This is a genomic window from Rhodococcus sp. HM1, assembly GCF_023218075.1.
Classification (GTDB): domain Bacteria; phylum Actinomycetota; class Actinomycetes; order Mycobacteriales; family Mycobacteriaceae; genus Rhodococcus.
In genome coordinates this window covers 44,863-62,146 of the sequence record NZ_JALPTB010000041.1, presented here as the reverse complement: position 1 = coordinate 62,146, position 17,284 = coordinate 44,863, and the positions used below count along the sequence as shown (strand labels likewise).

Sequence of the window (17,284 nt, the reverse complement as noted above, 5' to 3'; positions counted from 1 at the left end):
GTTCGACACGATGACGGTGTTCGAGTCGTATCCGGTCGATCGTGGGGGGTTGACGGCGGAGACGGACATCGCGGGGATGCGGGTGGTGGATGTCTCGGGTGCGGACGCGGCGCACTATCCGATGGGTTTGGTTGCGCACGTCGACGATCGGCTGCACCTGTCGATCAAGTACCTGCCCGAGTTGTTCGATCACCGGCAGATGGAGGAAATCCTCGACCGCGTGCTGCGCATCGTCCACACCGTCGCGACCGAACCGGACGTGTGCCTGGACCGGCTGCACCTGCTCGGCCCCGTCGAGCATGCTCAGCTCGTCCCGGTGTTCGGCGAACCCGGCGTCTCGCCGGCGACGCTGCCCGACCTTCTCGCCGCGGGAACAGGTGATCGCTCGGCGACCGCGATCGTGTGCGGAGATCGTCGCGTGACCTACGGTGAGCTCGACGACCGGTCGAACCGTCTCGCGCGCAATCTGATTGCACTGGGAGCCGGACCCGAGACCTGCGTTGCCATCGGCATGGCACGGTCGGTGGAGTCGGTGCTGGCGGTGTGGGCGGTCGCGAAGACCGGAGCCGCGTTCGTCCCCGTCGACCCCGGATACCCGGCCGGGCGGATCGAGCACATGCTCACCGACTCCGGCGCCTCGCTCGGCCTCACCACACCCGACGCGGTCGATCGCCTCCCCGATTCGGTGCCGTGGCTGCTCGCCGAAACGCCGGAAGATGCGGGAACGCCGGAAGACACTGGAGCGCCGGAAAACCCGATCGTCGACGCTGAGCGGGTCCGTCCGCTGCGGGTGGACCATCCCGCGTACGTGATCTACACGTCCGGGTCGACCGGGATCCCCAAGGGCGTGACGGTCACCCATGCGGGACTCGCGAACCTGGTGGCAGAACAGTGCGCTCGGTTCGGGCTCGGTCCGCACGCACGTGTGCTGCACGCGGCGTCGCCGAGTTTCGACGCGGCGGTGCTGGAGATGCTGTGGGCCTTCGGATCCGGTGGATGTTCGGTGATCTCCCCGCCCGGGGTATTCGGTGGTCGGGAACTGGCCGACCTGCTCGCCCGGGAACAGGTCACGCACGCGGCCTTGACCCCCGCGGCGCTGGGCACGGTGGATCCGGCCGGACTCGACCGGCTCGACACGGTGATCGTCGGTGGCGAGACCTGCCCGCCGGAACTCGTCGCCCGGTGGGCGCCGGGCCGGACCATGGTCAACACCTACGGCCCGGCGGAAACGACGATCCAGTCGAACGCGGGGCACGCACTGCAGAGCGGGGAACCCGTCACGATCGGCCGCCCCATCCGCGGATTCGCCGAACTCGTGCTCGACAACCGGCTGCGGCCGGTCCCCGTCGGGGTGGTGGGGGAGCTGTACCTGTCCGGTCCCGGCTTGGCCCGCGGCTACCGCAATCGCGCCGGACTGACCGCTTCGCGTTTCGTCGCGGGACCGAAGGGGCAGCGCATGTACCGCACCGGGGATCTGGTGCGGTGGCGCCGCCGCGACGACGGGACGCTCGAACTCGACTACGTGGGCCGTTCCGATCAGCAGGTGAAGGTCCGCGGGTTCCGCATCGAACTCGGCGAGATCGAATCCGCGCTGCGGGCGTGCGACGGTGTCCGAGAAGCCGTGGCGACGGTGCACCGGGGTGCCGGCGATCGGCTCGTCGGATACGTGGTGCCGGAACCAGCCGCGGAGCTGGATCCGGTGGCGGTGCTGGCGCAGGTGGGGACGCGGTTGGCGCCGCACATGGTGCCGTCCGTCGTGTCGGTGATCGACGCGGTGCCGGTGACGGCGAACGGGAAGGTGGATCGGGCGGCGTTGCCGGAGCCGGACTTCCGTTGCGGTGCAACCGAATTCCGGGTACCGCGCGAAGGAACGGAAACTGCGGTGGCCGAAGCGTTCTCGGCCGAACTCGCGGTGACTCGCGTCGGCGCGGACGACAACTTCTTCTCCCTCGGCGGGAACTCGTTGACCGCCACCGGTGTCGTTGCCCGCCTGCGGGAATCGACGGGAGCGGAGATTCCGGTGCAGTGGATCTTCACGCATTCGACCCCCGCTACCCTCGCCCGCCGAATCGACAGCGGCGGCGCATCGACCGACCCGGACGCGGCACGAGCGGCGGTCTCGGTCCTGTTGCCGCTGCGCCCCGGTACCGCGGAACCCCTGTTCTGCATCCACCCGGCGATCGGATTGGCCTGGTGCTTCGCCGGCCTTGCCCAGTACCTCGGCGACGACCGCCCTGTCTACGGGCTGCAGGCGCCGGCGCTCACCGAACCCGACACCAGGTTCGCGTCCCTCGAAGACCTCGCCGACCGCTACGTCCGGGAGATTCGGTCCGTGCAGTCGACGGGCCCGTACCACCTGGTCGGTTACTCGATCGGCGGGCAGATCGCGCACGAGATCGCGATGCGCCTGCGCAGCACCGGCGACGACGTGGCGACCCTCGCCATGCTGGACACCCGCGTGCTGACCGGGACGATCGCCGAGCGGCCCACGATCGGCCGGTTGCTCGAAGAGTTCGGCGACGTCGACGACCTCCCGGCCGCCGGTGCCGAGCCGACCTTCGAGACCGTCGCGGAGCTGCTGCACGCGAAGGGCGGCATCTTCGCTGCCCTGACCGCGGCCGACCTCGAAACCCTCTACCGCGTGTACGGGGAACTCGTCGACCTCGCGCTCGCACACCGCCCCGGGGTGCTCGACGGCGTCGACCTCCTGTACTTCAGCGCCGCCGCGGACAGCGGCCGGGATCTCGATCGGGACACCGGCGCCTCCGCCTGGAAGGAACACGTGACGCAAGGTGTGGTCGAGTGCCCGGTGCCGCTGTCCCACGAGCAACTCACCGGTCCTGCGGGTCTCGCGGTGATCGGCCCGATCCTCGAGCGGCATCTGTCGCGGGCGCCGAGGGGGCATGGGCAGGCTCCTATCATCGGGGCATGAGTCTCGACCGTGCCCCGGCGTTCACCATGCGACAGCTGGTCGCTTTCGTCGCGGTCGCGGAAACCGGCACGATCAGCGCCGCCGCGGACCGCCTGCTGGTGTCCCAGTCGGCTGTGTCGCTGGCCGTCACGGAGCTGGAGAAGGCGATGTCCGCCCAGCTCTGTGTGCGGCGGCGCGCCCACGGCGTGCAACTCACTCCGACCGGCGAATCGGTCCTGGTTCGGGCGCGGGCACTGCTGCAGCAGGCTGCCGATATCGAGGCCGAGACCGCGGGCGCCGGTGGTGAACTGAAGGGCCGGCTGGTCATCGGGTGTTACGCCACCGTGGCGCCTACGATTCTGCCGCCTCTGCTGTACGAGTTCCGGCGTAGCCATCCGGGCGTCACCCTGCAGTTCCGGGAAGCGATGGCCGATGAACTCGAAGCTGCGCTGGAGCGCGGAGAACTCGATGCGGTCATCGTGTACGACCTCGATATTCCCCGCCAGTGGCGAACGGCGACCCTGTGGACGCGCAATCCTGCGCTGGTGGTGTCGGCGGAACACCGTCTCGCGGACGATCCCGGGCCGGTCGATCTCGTATCCGTGGCCGACGAGCCGATGGTGTTGCTCGACGCCGCGCCGAGTTCGAACCACGCGCTGCAGGTGTGCGCCCTGGCGGGTTTCACTCCCCGGATCGGCTATCGCTCGGCGAACTACGAGACGGTGCGCGCGTTCGTCGGCCGCGGCTTGGGTTGGACCGTGATGCTGAGTCGGCCGAAGCTGGATCGCACGTACGGGGGCATGCAGATCGTTCTGCGTCCCATCGAGCGGCCGGCACTGGAACCGGTCCGCCTCGTGATCGCGTGGCGGCCCGATGTCCTGCTGAGCAGGGTCGCGCGTGCATTCCTCGCGTTCGCGACCGAGCGCGCGGCCACACTCTGACGCAATACACAGTTTTACTCATAAATATCACTCGGTTCTTGTTCTTTTCAGTGTTAGTGACGGCGGACATACTGGGTCCATCGCACCGCACCGCGGATGGGACGCACGCGCAGTCGCAGCGGATCCGACCGTCCGTTGCCATCCAGCAAGATTCGAGGAGATTTCCATGTCGTCAGACACGTCCGCTCTGCACCCCCCGGTCCTCTTCGCTCCCGAGTACGACGAATTCGCCCAATGGGTACGGGAATTCGCTGCGCCGCATGCGGACAGCTACCTCGAGCGGGCTCACAGCGAGGAATTCCCGTGGGATCTGGCCGAGAAGATGGCGGCCCAGGGCCTTCTGGGACTCGGGGTGTCCGAGGAGAACGGCGGGGTGGGGAGGATCGGCGAGAGCATGACCAAGACACACCTCGGAATCGCGCACGAGGAACTCGCGTACGCGAACTTCTACGCCTCGCAGCTCGCCTACACCAACAACCTCACCGGACCACTGCTCGAGCGCTTCCTCGCGCCCGACGTGGCGCGCGACTGGGTGCGCGGCATCGTCGAGGGCCGCCACGTCGTCGCACTCGGGTTGACGGAACCGGGATCGGGCTCCGACGCGATGGCCATGCGCGCCAAGGCCGAACGCGTGGAGGGCGGCTGGAAGCTCAACGGTGAGAAGACCTCCATCACGTTCGCGCCGCACGCCAAGGCGATGATCACGTTCGTCAAGGCGCGGGGCGAGGGGCCGGAGGACTCCGGCGTCACCGCATTCCTCGTGCCGCTCGACGCAAAGGGCGTGAGCATGCAGAAGTTCCCCGACGCCGGATGGAAGCCGCTCGGCCGCGCCGGGGTGTTCCTCGACGACGTGTTCGTTCCCGACGAGTACGTGATCGGCGGTGTCGGGAACGGATTCCGGCTTGTGATGAGCGAATTCGACTACACGCGCTCGGTCATCGGTCTCATGTCCACCGGCGTCGCGCGCAAGGCGCTCGACATCACGATCGAATATGTCAAGAGCCGCAAGGCGTTCGGGAAGCCCGTCTCGTCGTTCCAGGGGGTCTCCTTCCCCATTGCCGAGAACGCGACCAAGCTCGAGGCCGCGCGGTGGCTGACCTACCGTGCCCTGTCGCTCGCCGACGCCGGCAGGCCCTTCACGAAGGAGGCCGCGATGACCAAGCTCTATGCCACCGACGTGTCGCTGCAGACTATCCGCGATTGCGTCGTCGCCCACGGGCACTCCGGGTTCGCGGAGGAGCTTCCGCTGCAGGCCATGTTGCGCGACGTGTCCGGCCTCGAGATCGGCGAGGGTACTCCGCAGATCCAGAAGGTCGTCATCGGACGTGCCCTGCTCGGACGTGAGGCCACGCTGTGAGCCGCCGGGCCGCCGGACGGCGTGCTCTCGACGGGGTGCGGGTGATCGACCTGACCCAAGCGCTCGCCGGACCGTTCTGTACTTCGCTTCTTGCCGATCAGGGCGCCGATGTCATCAAGATCGAGCCTCCGCGTGGCGATTTCCTCCGGTACACCGGGCCGTTCGGCTCCGACGACGAGCCTCGCGACTACGGCGGGGTGTTCCAGTCCGCCAATCGCAACAAGCGCAGCGTCGTGCTCGACCTCAAGAAGCCCGAGGCCCGCAACGTTCTGCTGCGCCTGGTGAACGATGCCGACGTGCTCGTCGAGAACTTCAGTGCGGGCGTCATGGAACGCCTCGGACTCGGCTACGAGACCCTCGCGGCGCGGAATCCGAGACTGGTCTACGCCTCCATCCGCGGTTTCGGGGACAAGCCCGGCGGCGAAAGCCCGTACGCGCACTGGCCCGCATTCGACATCGTCGCACAGGCCATGGGTGGGCTGATGTCCATCACCGGCCGCGATGCCGAGCACCCCGTTCGTGTGGGTTCCGGTGTCGGTGACACCGTTCCCGGGCTGTTCGCGGCATTCGGCATCCTCGCCGCCCTGCGTGAGGCGGAACGCAGCGGTCGTGGCCAGTACGTCGACGTCGCGATGGCCGACAGCGTGCTCGCGATCTCGGAGGTCGTCGTCAACACGTACGGGCACACCGGGCAGGTGCCCACACCGATCGGCAACCAGCTGCAGGGTTTCGCTCCCTTCGACACGGTGGAGGCGTCGGACGGTGTCGTCGCACTCGGTGCTCCGCACAACCCGCAGTGGGCGAAACTCGCCGCGATCATGGGCCGGCCGGAGCTCGTGGACGATCCGCGATTCGCTACCGATCACGCTCGCTGGGAGAACCGCGACGCCGTGTACGAGGTGGTCAACGACTGGACCCGCCGGCACACGGTTGCGGAACTGATCGACCTGCTGGGCGGCAAGGTGCCGCTGGGTCCGATCTTCGACGCCGAGGACATCTTCGCCGACCCGCACTTCGCGGCCCGCGACATGCTCCCGACCGTGGAGCACCCGGTCAGCGGCCGGGAAGTCACGGTGCCGGGGATCCCCGCCAAGTTGTCCCGCACCCCCGGGGCGATCACACGTCCGGCCCCGCTGACCGGTGAACACACCACCGAGGTTCTGAGAGAACTCGGTCTCGACAGCAACGATCTCGGTGCACTGGCCGCTGCCGGCGCCACCGTCCTTCCCACACTGCAGGAGCAGACCTCATGATCATCACCAAGGTCGAACTGACCCCGGTCTCCACCCCGCTGGTCAAGCCGTTCATCATGCCGGGAACCCGGATCACACACATTCATTCGGTGGTGCTCAAGGTGTACACCGACGAGGGCATCGTCGGCTACGGCGATTCCGGGGACACCTCGACGTGGTACCGCGGTGAGACACAGGATTCGATGATCGCGATGATCGCCAAGCACATCGCGCCGCAGTTCCTCATCGGCCAGGACCCGCTCAACATCGAGAAGATCGTCGGGCAGATGGACACCTTCGTCCGCGACAACAACCAGGCCAAGGCGCTCGTCGATTTCGCGTTGCACGATCTCAAGGGCAAGGCGTTCGGCGTTCCGGTCTACCAGTTGCTGGGCGGCAAGAACATCGAGGCATCGGTGCAGGGCTGGGTGGCGTCCGCGGGGCCGACGGACCAGATCGTGGCCGAGGCGGTTGCGGCTCACGAGCAGGGGTACTCGCTGATCAAGCTCAAGTCCGACGGCAACTCCGACCACGATGTCGACAATGTCCGCGAAGTACGCGCCGCACTCGGTCCCGGTGCACGTATCGTCGTCGATGCCAACGGTTTCTGGAACTACGATCAAGCACTCAAGACGATGCGCCGTCTCGACGAGTTCCGGATGGAGTGCATCGAGCAGCCTGTTCCGCACTGGGACATCGAAGGTATGGCCCGGCTGCGCGGCCGGATCGAGACACCGGTGTTCGCCGATGAATCCGCTCAGGAGCTGTACAACATCCGCGAGATCATCGAGCGCCGCGCGGCGGACGGACTGTTCATCAAGATGCAGAAGGCCGGCGGTCTCGTCAAGGCGCAGCGCTGGCTCACGATGGCGCGCCTCGCCGACATGGCGGTCTACAGCGGCTGCATGATCGGATCGGGTCTCGAGGCCAGCCCGTCCGCCCATCTGATGATCGCGAACAACTGGGCGTCGCAGTTCACCCACGAGAATCTCGGTCCGCTGATCATCAACAACCAGTGGGAGAACGAGCAGCAGGTCATCGAGAACGACATCGCCGCGAACGTGCCGATCTTCAAGGACGGCAAGCTCTTCCCGAACGAGGGCCCGGGTTACGGGATCGAGCTCAACGAGCGGTTCATCGCGGACCACATCACCCCGGGAATGGAGATCGTCACCGTCGGGCAACTCGTCAGCGCCTGACACCCATCGGTATCGGCGCCGGCGGTCGGGGCATCCCGCCGCCGGCGTACCCAACTCGAGGAGAGCAAGTCCATGACAGAGCACCGAGCGGGCCCGCTGGCCGGCCTCAAGGTCGTCGAACTCGCGGGACTCGGGCCTGCCCCGTTCGCGGCGATGTTCCTCGCCGACCAGGGCGCCGATGTCGTCCGTGTCGAACGGGCGGGTGCGGGATTCGCCATGCCCATCGACCCGCGCTTCGACACCCTCCAGCGTGGGAAGCGGATGCTGTCCCTCGATCTGAAGAGTGCCGACGGCCTCGCCGCCGCGCTCGAACTCGTCGAACACGCCGACGTTCTCATCGAGGGATACCGGCCCGGCGTCACCGAACGTCTCGGACTCGGGCCCGACGCCTGCCTCGCTCGCAATCCCCGGCTCGTCTACGGTCGGATGACGGGATGGGGGCAGGACGGTCCGCTCGCGCAACGTGCCGGGCACGACCCGACCTATCAGGCGCTGGTCGGGTCGCTGCACGCGATCGGCCGCGCCGGGGGTCCGCCGCAGCTTCCACTGAGCCTGGTCGGTGACTTCGGCGGTGGGGCAATGTATCTGGTGTCCGGAATCCTGGCCGCGTTGTGGGAGCGTGAGCGGTCCGGGAAGGGCCAGGTCGTCGACGCCGCGATCGTCGACGGTGTGGCTCATCTGATGGCGAACCCGTTCTCGATGCTCGCCGGTGGTGCCTGGAACGACGAACGGGGCACGAACCTCATCGACTCGGGAGCGCCGTTCGTCGACGTGTACCGCACCTCCGACGACCGGTATGTGGCCGTCGCGGCCCTCGAGCCGCCGTTCTATGCCCAGCTGCTTGCCGGTCTCCGCCTCGACGGGGACGAAACGCTGCCCGGGCAGTGGGATCGGCGCCGCTGGCGCGAACTTCGCGATCGATTCGCCGCGGCATTCGCGACCCGGACCAGAGACGAATGGTCGGAGGTGTTCGCCGGTTCCGACGCGTGCGTCGCACCGGTCCTCTCCATGAGCGAGGCCCCCGCGAACGAGCACCTCGTCGCTCGCGGAACCTTCCTGGAACGTGAAGGGTGCCCGGAACCTGCACCGGCACCGCGATTCTCGCGGACGCCTTCGGGGTTTCCCGCCGCGCCTCCCGTTGCGCCCGAAGATGATCCGGCACAGATACTGAGCGCCTGGTCGGCGATGTCGCTGCCGGGTCGCTGACCCGGGCGAACCCTCACCGTCCAGCGCGGCCGAGCCGGCCGCGCTGGACGTTTTCGTGAAGGCATTCTCGAGTTTTCCTGTGCAATATCCCTAGTTGATTCTGCTATTCACAGCATGTGATGTGACCCATACTGGTGCGGCACCTTCGAGTGCCCGGACGCCGGCGTTCTGCGCGTCGCCGTTCTCTGTTCCGCCGGCAGGTCCGGCACCCGCAAAACAAGGAGTTCCTGATGGCATTTCTGGACGAATCCGCATGGCAGGGCCGGATCTTCACCGGGAGTTGGACGGCCGGCGGCGCGGGGGAGATCAAGGTCGTCGAACCCGCGACGGGTACGACTCTCGGAACCGTCGGGCTCGCGAACACCGATGATCTCGACGCAGCCGCCGCGCGAGCCGTTGCCGCACAACGAGAGTGGGCGTCCCTTCCCCACCCGGAGCGGGCCGCGGTGATGCGTCGTGCCGGCGAGTTGTGGCAGACCCACGCGGACGAGATCCAGCGTTGGATCATGCGTGAGTCCGGCTCGCTGCGGCCCAAGGCCGCGCTCGAGACCGACGTCGCCGCCCAGGAGTGCTTCGAGGGTGCAGCACTGCCGTCCCACCCGCACGGCGAGATCCTGCCGAGCGTCACTCCGCGGCTGCTGAGCACGTCCAAGCGGGTCCCGGTCGGAGTGGTCGGCGTCATCGCACCCTTCAACTTCCCGCTGATCCTGTCGATCCGATCGGTCGCCCCCGCACTCGCGACCGGCAACGCAGTCATCCTCAAGCCGGACCCGCGCACCGCCGTCTCCGGCGGCGTCGTGCTGGCCCGGATCTTCGAGGAGGCGGGGCTCCCCGCCGGCGTCCTGCAGGTTCTTCCCGGTGGCGCCGATGTGGGAGCAGCTCTCGTCGAGGATCCGCGGGTCCGCGCCATCTCCTTCACCGGCTCCACCTCCGCGGGCCGCCACGTCGGAGCCGCCGCGTCCCGCCACCTCAAGAAGGTGCACCTGGAGCTCGGGGGCAACTCGGCGATCATCGTCCTCGACGACGCCGATCTCGACGCGACGGTCTCCGCCGCCGCTGCCGGCTCCTTCCTCCACCAGGGACAGATCTGCATGGCCACCGGCCGTCACCTCGTTCACACGTCCGTGTACGAGGAGTTCGTCGCCAAGCTCGCCGAGAAGGCGGCCGCGCTTCCGGTGGGTGATCCGATGACGGAGCAGGTCGCTCTGGGACCCATCATCGACCGGGGGCAGCTCGACAAGATCCATGCGCTGGTCACCGCCTCGGTCGATGCCGGAGCCAGACTCGCCGCCGGCGGCACCTACGAAGGTCTGTACTATCGGCCCACCGTCCTCGCGGACGTGCCCCTGGACGCGCCGGCCTACGCGCAGGAGGTCTTCGGCCCCGTCGCGTCGGTCGTGGAGTTCACCACGCCGGACGAGGCTGTCGAGCTCGCCAACGACTCCGAGTACGGACTGTCCCTCGGCATCTTCACGCGCGACATCGGAAGGGGGCTCGAATTGGCGGATCGGATCCCTACCGGTATCGCCCACATCAACGACCAGACCGTGGCGGACGAGGCCAACATCCCGTTCGGCGGCTTCGGAGCTTCCGGCAACGGGGCTCGCTTCGGTGGCGCTGCGAACAGCTTCGAGGCCTTCACCGAGACACGCTGGATAACCGCGGTCCGTGAGGTCCCGTCCTATCCCTTCTGAGATCCCGCACCGAATTCCCCCGGTCGGCGCGCCTGCCCGGCCGCCCGACAGTTCCCCTCCGGACAAAGGACCATCCATGACGCTCGCAGAATCGGAGTCGTCCGCCCCCGTCGATACGATGAAACGGCGAAGCGATCTTCGTCGTGTGGTGTTCTCCAGCTACCTCGGCAGCACCATCGAGTTCTACGATTTCATCCTCTACGCGACCGCCTCGTCACTCGTCTTCGGACCGGTGTTCTTCTCGAACCTGAGTCCGGCAGCGGCGTTGATCGCGTCCTACGCGACCTTCGCGATCGGCTACATCGCGCGCCCCCTCGGCGGCATCGTATTCGGGCATTTCGGTGACCGGATCGGCCGCAAGAAGATGCTGCTGCTGTCCATGTCGATCATGGGCGCGGCCTCGTTCCTCATCGGGCTGGTGCCCGCGATCCCGACCTGGGGCGCGGTCATGCTGATCGTGCTGCGCGCCGTCCAGGGCGTCGCGATCGGTGGGGAGTGGGGAGGGGCGGCGCTGATGTCGCTCGAGCATGCCGGCGACCGCAATCGCGGATTCGCTGCCGCCTTCACCAATGCCGGAGGCCCGACCGGTGCGGTGCTCGGCACGCTTGCGCTCGCACTGGCGGCGACGCTTCCCGAGAACGACTTCCTGTCCTGGGGCTGGCGCATCCCGTTCCTGTTCTCGGCGGTGCTGCTCGCCGTCGGTCTGTTCGTCCGCGCCCGGGTCGCGGAGAGCCCGCTGTTCCGAGAGGCAATGAAGGCGGCGGCCGAGAAGAAGGACCGGGCGGCGGAGCCGATGCCTCTGCTGGCGATCCTGCGTGCCCCGCGCACCCTCGTCCTCGCCGGGCTGGTGTGCACCGCTCCGTTCGTGATCCAGGCGTTGTTCTCGACATTCGTCATCGGTTACGCGGCCGAGAACGGTGTGTCCCGGTCGGAGGGTCTGAATGCGTTCGCGATCTGCCAGTTCTTCGCGATCTTCGGCATCCTCGGCGCGGCGCGACTGTCGGACCGCTACGGGCGCAAGCCTGTCATGCTGAGCGGGTTCGTCGGCATGGTGGTGCTGGCGTGGCCGCTGTTCCAGCTCGCGTCCTCCGGCAACTTCCTGCTGGTCGTGCTGGCCTTCGTGATCAGCTGCTCGGTGCTGCAGTCGCTCACCTTCGGCCCGATGCCGGCGTTCCTGGCCGAGCAGTTCGGTACCCGGTCCCGATACACCGGGGCGTCCCTCGGCTACCAGATCGGCAGTCTCCTCGGCGCCGGGTTCACCCCCGTCATCGTCGCCTCGTTGTTCGCGAGTTCGGGAACGATCACCTCGGTCGTCGCCTACCTGGTCGCGTTGTGCGCGATGAGCGCCGTGATTCTCGCCGTCTTCGTCAGGGAGAGCAAGGACGTCGACCTGACCGCCGGCTGACGGCCCCGTGCCCGGTCCCCGCACCGCATCGTCGGTGCGGGGACGTCGGTGCGCCTACGGTGACACCATGAGCCCAGTCGATCCGGTGCCCCACTACACGCTCCGTCAGCTCGCGGCGTTCGTCGCGGTCGCCGAGTGGGGGTCGATCGCCGGTGCCGCGGACGTGCTGAGCATGTCGCAGTCGGCGGTGTCCTCGTCGATCACCGAGCTCGAACGTTCCCTCGGTGCCCGCCTGTGCATCCGCCGGCGTGCCCGCGGCGTCCAGCTCACCCCCACCGGCGAAGGCGTTCTCGAACGGGCCCGGATCCTGCTGCATCAGGCGGGGGAGTTGCAGGCCGACGCGCGCGCCGAGGCGGGCGAGGTCGTCGGGCGCGTCAAGGTCGGGTGCTATCCGTCGCTGGGACCGACCGTGCTGCCCCCGCTGCTCGAGGGGTTCATCCGCACCCACCCGCGCGTGCAGCTCGATTTCCACGAGGACGACCAGACCCAGCTCACCGCCCAGCTCGAGTCCGGGGAGGTGGACGTCGCCGTGATGTACGCCCTGGATCCGCAGCCCGGGCTGGGCACGGTCGTGATCGGGCACCGCAACCCCCGGGTGCTGCTGCCCGCGGCGCATCCCCTGGCGGTGGACGGTGGGCCCATCCGGCTGCGGGACCTCGGGGACTCGCCCATGGTGTTGCTCGATTCACCGCCGAGTTCGAGCCACGGGCTCGGGGTGTGCCGTGCGGCCGGTTTCACCCCGAACGTCGTGTACCGGACCCGCAACTTCGAGACGTCCCGGGCGTTCGTCGGGCGGGGGCTGGGCTGGACGCTGCTGCTGTCGCGGCCGCGCAGCGACATCACCTACGAGGGCCTCGAGATCGCCGTCCGCAACGTCACCGACCCCGTCCCCGAGCCGGTCGACGTGGTGGTGGCCTGGAAGGACGGGGCCTTGTTGAGCCGGGCGGCCCGGGAATTTCTCACGTTCGCCACAGGGCCGATCGTCCCGTCCGACGTGCAGAAACAGCCTTACTTCGAGAGAGTCGTGGAATAACCGGGAAATTTCGCGCTTTTCACGGGGTTGTGGGGGCGTCATCGTGGTGTCGGCGGTCACGTTTCCCGCCCTCCTCGAAAGGTCCCCATCCATGACGGTTATCGACAAGCGCGACGCGTCCGGCACTGCCGCGACCGCGCGTAAGGCCGCTGTCGGAAGTTTCGTCGGCACCGCGATCGAGTGGTACGACTTCTTCATCTACGGCACCGCCGCGGCACTCGTCCTCGGTCCCCAGTTCTTCCCCGGGTCCTCCGACCTGGCCGGCACGCTCGCGGCGTTCGCGACCCTTGCTGTCGGATTCGTCGCACGCCCCATCGGCGGCGTCGTCATGGGTCACTTCGGCGACAAGGTCGGCCGCAAGTCGATGCTGGTGATCTCGCTGCTGCTGATGGGATGCGCGACCGTCGCGATCGGCCTGCTGCCGAACTACGCGGCCATCGGTGTCGCCGCCCCGATCCTGCTCGTCGCCCTGCGTTTCGTCCAGGGACTCGGCGTCGGTGGCGAGTGGGGTGGCGCGGTGCTCGTCGCCACCGAGAACGCCCCCGCGGGCAAGCGCGGCCTGTACGGCGCCGCACCCCAGATCGGGGTGCCCGCCGGTGTCCTGCTCGCCAACCTGGTCTTCCTGCCACTGTCGGTGTTCATGGACGACGCCACGTTCGACTCGTGGGGCTGGCGTGTTCCGTTCCTGCTCTCGGCCGTTCTGGTCGGTGTCGCGATGTGGATCCGTCTCGGCCTCGAGGAGAGTGCGGAGTTCCAGACGGCGAAGGACGAGACCGTCGAGACCCACGCGAAGCTGCCGATCGTCGAGGTCCTCACCAAGCACTGGAAGACCGTGCTCCTGGCCGGCGGCACGTTCATCGCCACCAACGGCATCGCCTACGCCTACATGGTCTACGTGCTCAAGTACGGCGAGAAGGAACTCGGCTTCTCGCAGACGACGATGCTGAGCCTGCTCATCGCCTCGTGCCCGGTCTGGATGGCCGGCATGGCGTTCAGCGCCTGGCGCTCCGACCTCATCGGCCGCCGCACCGTCTACATCCGCAGCTCCGCCGCACTCGTGATCGCCGCCGCCCTGTTCTTCCCGCTCATGGACACCGCGAGCCTGCCGGTCATGTTCGTGGCGATGGCCGGACTCGGCTTCACCCTCGGCTGCTGCGCCGGACCCCAGTCGGCGCTGTTCTCCGAGCTGTTCCCGCCGGCCGTGCGCTACAGCGGCGCGTCCCTGGGCTACCAGATCGGCGCGATCCTGGGCGGCGGTCTGGCCCCGATGATCGCCACCACGCTGTTCGCGAAGACCGGCACCTCGTGGTCGATCACCGGCTACTTCGTGCTGATCGCGCTGATCAGCCTCGTGAGCATTCTCGTCCTCCGCGTGCCCTCCACGCCCGCACGTCCCGCCCGTCTCGAGAAGGAAGGGATCTGACCTCGTGTCGACCTACTACCAGCCACGCAAGTACCCCGCATCCTCGTTCGCGTCGATGGAACCCACCGACGACGCGCTGCCCGTCGTCGTCGTGGGTGCCGGCCCCGTCGGCATGGCCACGGCACTCGGCCTGGCCCAGCGCGGCATCCCGGTCACCGTCATCGAGGCCGCCGATCAGGTTTCCTTCGGCAGCCGCGCGATCTGCATCTCCCGCCACAGCCTCGAGGCCGCGGCCCGTCTCGGCTTCGGCGAGGAGCTCGAGAAGATCGTGCTGCCGTGGGTCGGCGGCCGCAGCTTCTACCGCGACCAGCAGGTCCTGCAGTTCAAGATGCCGCTGCGCGATTTCGACGTGCGCCCGCCGATGATCAACGTCTCCCAGTCGGAGTACGAGCAGATCGTCGTCGACACCATCGAGCAGAACCCGCTGATCACCCTGTACTGGTCGGCGAGCATCGCCGGCATCCTGCGCGGCGAGGACGAGGTCACCCTCGAGGTCGACACCGCCGACGGCAAGCGCCACCTGCGCGCCCGCTGGGTCGTCGCCGCGGACGGTGGACGCAGCCGCATGCGTGAACTCGCCGGGTTGCGTCTCGAGGGCACCAACTACGAGGGCCGCTACGTCATCGCGGACATCCACTGGGAGTCCGAGCTGCCCGCCGAGCGCATGGTCTGGTTCGACCCGCCGAGCAACCCCGGCTCGACGATCATCATGCACAAGCAGCCCAAGAACATCTGGCGCATCGACTACCAGCTCGACCCGTCCGAGGACGCCGAGATCGAGACCCAGGAAGACGCGATCCGGGCGCGGATCACCAAGCACCTGGACTGGCTGCAGAACGACCTGCCGTGGACGCTCGAGTGGCACGGGTTCTACAACGCCCGTGCGCTGGCCCTGCGCGACTTCACCCACGACCGCATCCTCTTCGCCGGCGACGCCGCGCACCTCGTGCCGATCTTCGGCGTGCGCGGGCTCAACTCCGGCATGGAGGACGCCGAAACCCTCGCCTGGCAGCTCGCCGCCGTGATCCACGGCAACGCCGAGCCGGCACTGCTCCGGGCGTACTCGGCCGAGCGGCACCACGCCTGGGAACAGAACGTCGCGAACGCCGGCAAGTCCACGCTCATCATGTCGCCCGGCAGTCACGGCTACCGCACGACCCGCGATGCCGTGCTGGCCCTCGCGGTGCACCGTCCCGAGTTCGGGCACCTCATCAACCCGCGGCAGTCCAGCGCGACGCACGCGCGGCTGTCCCCGCTGACCTGGCCCGTCGCCGCGGGCGTCACCGGTGTGCTGCCGGGCGACCCGGTGGACGACCGGAAGGTGCGCGTCGTCACCGCGACCGGCACGGAGGACTCGTCGCTGAACGTGGTTCGCGGTACCGGTTTCGCGGTGCTCGGTGTCGGCCTCGACGCCGACGGCAGCTCGGCCCTGGTGGCCGCAGCGGCCGAGCTCGGTGCGGCACTGTCCCCGGAGAGCGTGCGGGCCGTCCTCGTCGGCGGTGCGGTCGAGACCGCCCCGGCCGAGGCGACGGTGCTCGACGCACCGGATCTGATCGAGGCTCTCGGCGCGACCGCCGGTGAGGCGTTCGTGATCCGCCCCGACGGACTGCTGCTCTGCCGCGTCCCGGTGGCCGAGCTGTCCGGTGTCGCCGCCGCCCTGCGTTCCGGCACCGCCCCCGACGGTCCGGCCGTTCCGGCACGTCCCGCCGAGGCCGTCACCGAGGACGAGGCGCGCCGCGAGAACGTGTGGCTGGGCCTGTCCGCCGCGATCGACCAGGCCGACGAGTCCGACCGCGAAGGCTTCCTCGCCCGGCTCGCCCTGGTGCTCGGTTCGCAGGTCGGACGCCGCGAGTTCGAGGAGGCCGTGGCTGCTGCGGCGGACACCTCCCCGGTCCGGGTCGCGGAGCTCACCCCGCAGGCCTGACCGACCACACCCGAATGCCGCACCGGCCGCGCCGGTGCGGCATTCGGCTTCCAGGGATTTCCAGTGCTTTCGGGACCGTCTCAGGGGTCGAGAAAGTCCAGCACGTCGCCGGGCAGCTGCCTGATGCGCACGACACCCACGTGCCCGACCCCGGGGTAAAGCGCCAGCTGTCCGTTCGCGACGCCGTCCGCGGTCTTCGCGAAGAGATCCGGGCTGTAGAAGCCGTCGCGGTCGCCGCCGACGACCAGCACCGGGCACCGGATGTCGGCGAGCCGGTCCGACAGGTCGAAGCGGTCCTCGGCATCGATGACGATCAGCATGTCGTCGTAACTGTGTCCGTCGTGCCCGCGCCCGCGCATGGCGGGTTCGAGCAGCCAGCCGGCGATCCACAGCAGACGTCGCGACCAGCCGTGCGCGGCGGTCGCGGCGGCGAGCCCGGCCATCGCGCGGCGTGGACGACCCGCCCGTACCTCCGCGGCCGCATCCCGCTGGACCCGACGCCCGGGGCCGAGCCGATGTGCCGAGGAGATCAGGACGAGCCGGCGCACCACGTCCGGGTGGTCCGCGGCGAGCTGGAGCGCGATGCTCCCACCGGTGGAGGTGCCCATCACGTCGACGGGCACGTCGAACCTGGCACGTAGCGCGGTGGCGTAGGCACGAGCCAGGTCCGCGATCGTGGTGCCCGCGGCCAGGCCCGTCAGCCGGTTGACCCACCACACCTCCCGGTGTGCGGCGTACGGAGCCATCGCACCGAGCTGCGCCTTGCGGTCGAATCCCTCCGGCCCCCGATGATCAGAGCTCAGGCCCGGTAACAGCACCAACGGCGCACCCGACCCGAGCCGCATGCAGGCCATGCCCGAATCCCAGGTCTCATCGGATGCCTCCATCGGCCGTGCCCCCGTCGCCGTGTGTGCGGTCGCGAACTACGGGGGAATCTAGCGCCGGTGGCGCTACCGCGA

General features: G+C 68.5%; 12 protein-coding genes. 11 read left to right on the top strand and 1 reads right to left on the bottom strand.

Going from position 1 to position 17,284, the window contains the following annotated elements; genetic code table 11:
* From M1M07_RS20470 to M1M07_RS20420, 11 genes are all read left to right on the top strand, one after another.
* Window positions 1–2,932 (top strand): amino acid adenylation domain-containing protein (locus tag M1M07_RS20470; protein WP_248675363.1); only part of this gene is annotated, 2,932 nt, incomplete at its 5' end.
* The gene (locus M1M07_RS20465; protein WP_197253108.1) at window positions 2,929–3,852 is read left to right on the top strand and encodes a LysR substrate-binding domain-containing protein; all 924 of its coding nucleotides are present in this window, start codon (window positions 2,929–2,931) and stop codon (window positions 3,850–3,852) included. The genes M1M07_RS20470 and M1M07_RS20465, both read left to right, overlap by 4 nt.
* Window positions 3,853–4,018: 166 nt before the next feature.
* A complete protein-coding gene (locus tag M1M07_RS20460) occupies window positions 4,019–5,209 on the top strand; it encodes an acyl-CoA dehydrogenase family protein (protein WP_197253107.1) in 1,191 nt (396 codons plus the stop codon).
* Window positions 5,206–6,462: a CoA transferase gene (locus M1M07_RS20455; RefSeq protein WP_248675361.1), complete on the top strand. Its 1,257-nt coding sequence runs from the start codon at window positions 5,206–5,208 to the stop codon at window positions 6,460–6,462. The genes M1M07_RS20460 and M1M07_RS20455 overlap by 4 nt, the downstream gene beginning before the upstream one ends.
* Window positions 6,459–7,640 (top strand): mandelate racemase/muconate lactonizing enzyme family protein, encoded by a 1,182-nt coding sequence (locus tag M1M07_RS20450; RefSeq protein WP_197253105.1) that lies wholly within the window; start codon window positions 6,459–6,461, stop codon window positions 7,638–7,640. Before M1M07_RS20455 ends, M1M07_RS20450 begins: the two co-directional genes overlap by 4 nt.
* A gap of 72 nt (window positions 7,641–7,712) precedes the next feature.
* The gene (locus tag M1M07_RS20445; RefSeq protein ID WP_248675360.1) at window positions 7,713–8,846 is read left to right on the top strand and encodes a CaiB/BaiF CoA-transferase family protein; all 1,134 of its coding nucleotides are present in this window, start codon (window positions 7,713–7,715) and stop codon (window positions 8,844–8,846) included.
* Window positions 8,847–9,076: 230 nt separating this feature from the next.
* Window positions 9,077–10,540 (top strand): benzaldehyde dehydrogenase, encoded by a 1,464-nt coding sequence (locus M1M07_RS20440; RefSeq protein WP_197253103.1) that lies wholly within the window; start codon window positions 9,077–9,079, stop codon window positions 10,538–10,540.
* Window positions 10,541–10,616: 76 nt separating this feature from the next.
* The gene (locus M1M07_RS20435; protein ID WP_197253102.1) at window positions 10,617–11,945 is read left to right on the top strand and encodes an MFS transporter; all 1,329 of its coding nucleotides are present in this window, start codon (window positions 10,617–10,619) and stop codon (window positions 11,943–11,945) included.
* Between the two features lie 67 nt (window positions 11,946–12,012).
* The gene (locus M1M07_RS20430) at window positions 12,013–12,978 is read left to right on the top strand and encodes a LysR substrate-binding domain-containing protein (protein ID WP_248675359.1); all 966 of its coding nucleotides are present in this window, start codon (window positions 12,013–12,015) and stop codon (window positions 12,976–12,978) included.
* Between the two features lie 91 nt (window positions 12,979–13,069).
* A complete protein-coding gene (locus tag M1M07_RS20425) occupies window positions 13,070–14,401 on the top strand; it encodes an MFS transporter (RefSeq protein ID WP_197253101.1) in 1,332 nt (443 codons plus the stop codon).
* 4 nt (window positions 14,402–14,405) lie between these two features.
* Window positions 14,406–16,325, top strand: a complete 1,920-nt coding sequence (locus M1M07_RS20420) for an FAD-dependent oxidoreductase (RefSeq protein ID WP_197253100.1) — start codon at window positions 14,406–14,408, stop codon at window positions 16,323–16,325.
* 80 nt (window positions 16,326–16,405) lie between these two features.
* On the opposite strand, the gene M1M07_RS20415 is transcribed toward M1M07_RS20420, so the two are convergent.
* Window positions 16,406–17,212, bottom strand: a complete 807-nt coding sequence (locus tag M1M07_RS20415) for an alpha/beta fold hydrolase (protein WP_248675358.1) — start codon at window positions 17,210–17,212, stop codon at window positions 16,406–16,408.
* Window positions 17,213–17,284: the final 72 nt, after the last annotated feature.

What these genes read in the sequence shown, in the direction of transcription:
- M1M07_RS20445 (WP_248675360.1), top strand. Translation starts at nt 7,713, where the DNA reads ATGACAGAGCACCGAGCGGGCCCGCTGGCCGGCCTCAAGGTCGTCGAA.
- M1M07_RS20435 (WP_197253102.1), top strand. Translation starts at nt 10,617, where the DNA reads ATGACGCTCGCAGAATCGGAGTCGTCCGCCCCCGTCGATACGATGAAA.
- M1M07_RS20415 (WP_248675358.1), bottom strand. Translation starts at nt 17,212, where the DNA reads ATGGAGGCATCCGATGAGACCTGGGATTCGGGCATGGCCTGCATGCGG.
- M1M07_RS20425 (WP_197253101.1), top strand. Translation starts at nt 13,070, where the DNA reads ATGACGGTTATCGACAAGCGCGACGCGTCCGGCACTGCCGCGACCGCG.
- M1M07_RS20430 (WP_248675359.1), top strand. Translation starts at nt 12,013, where the DNA reads ATGAGCCCAGTCGATCCGGTGCCCCACTACACGCTCCGTCAGCTCGCG.
- M1M07_RS20440 (WP_197253103.1), top strand. Translation starts at nt 9,077, where the DNA reads ATGGCATTTCTGGACGAATCCGCATGGCAGGGCCGGATCTTCACCGGG.
- M1M07_RS20465 (WP_197253108.1), top strand. Translation starts at nt 2,929, where the DNA reads ATGAGTCTCGACCGTGCCCCGGCGTTCACCATGCGACAGCTGGTCGCT.
- M1M07_RS20460 (WP_197253107.1), top strand. Translation starts at nt 4,019, where the DNA reads ATGTCGTCAGACACGTCCGCTCTGCACCCCCCGGTCCTCTTCGCTCCC.
- M1M07_RS20450 (WP_197253105.1), top strand. Translation starts at nt 6,459, where the DNA reads ATGATCATCACCAAGGTCGAACTGACCCCGGTCTCCACCCCGCTGGTC.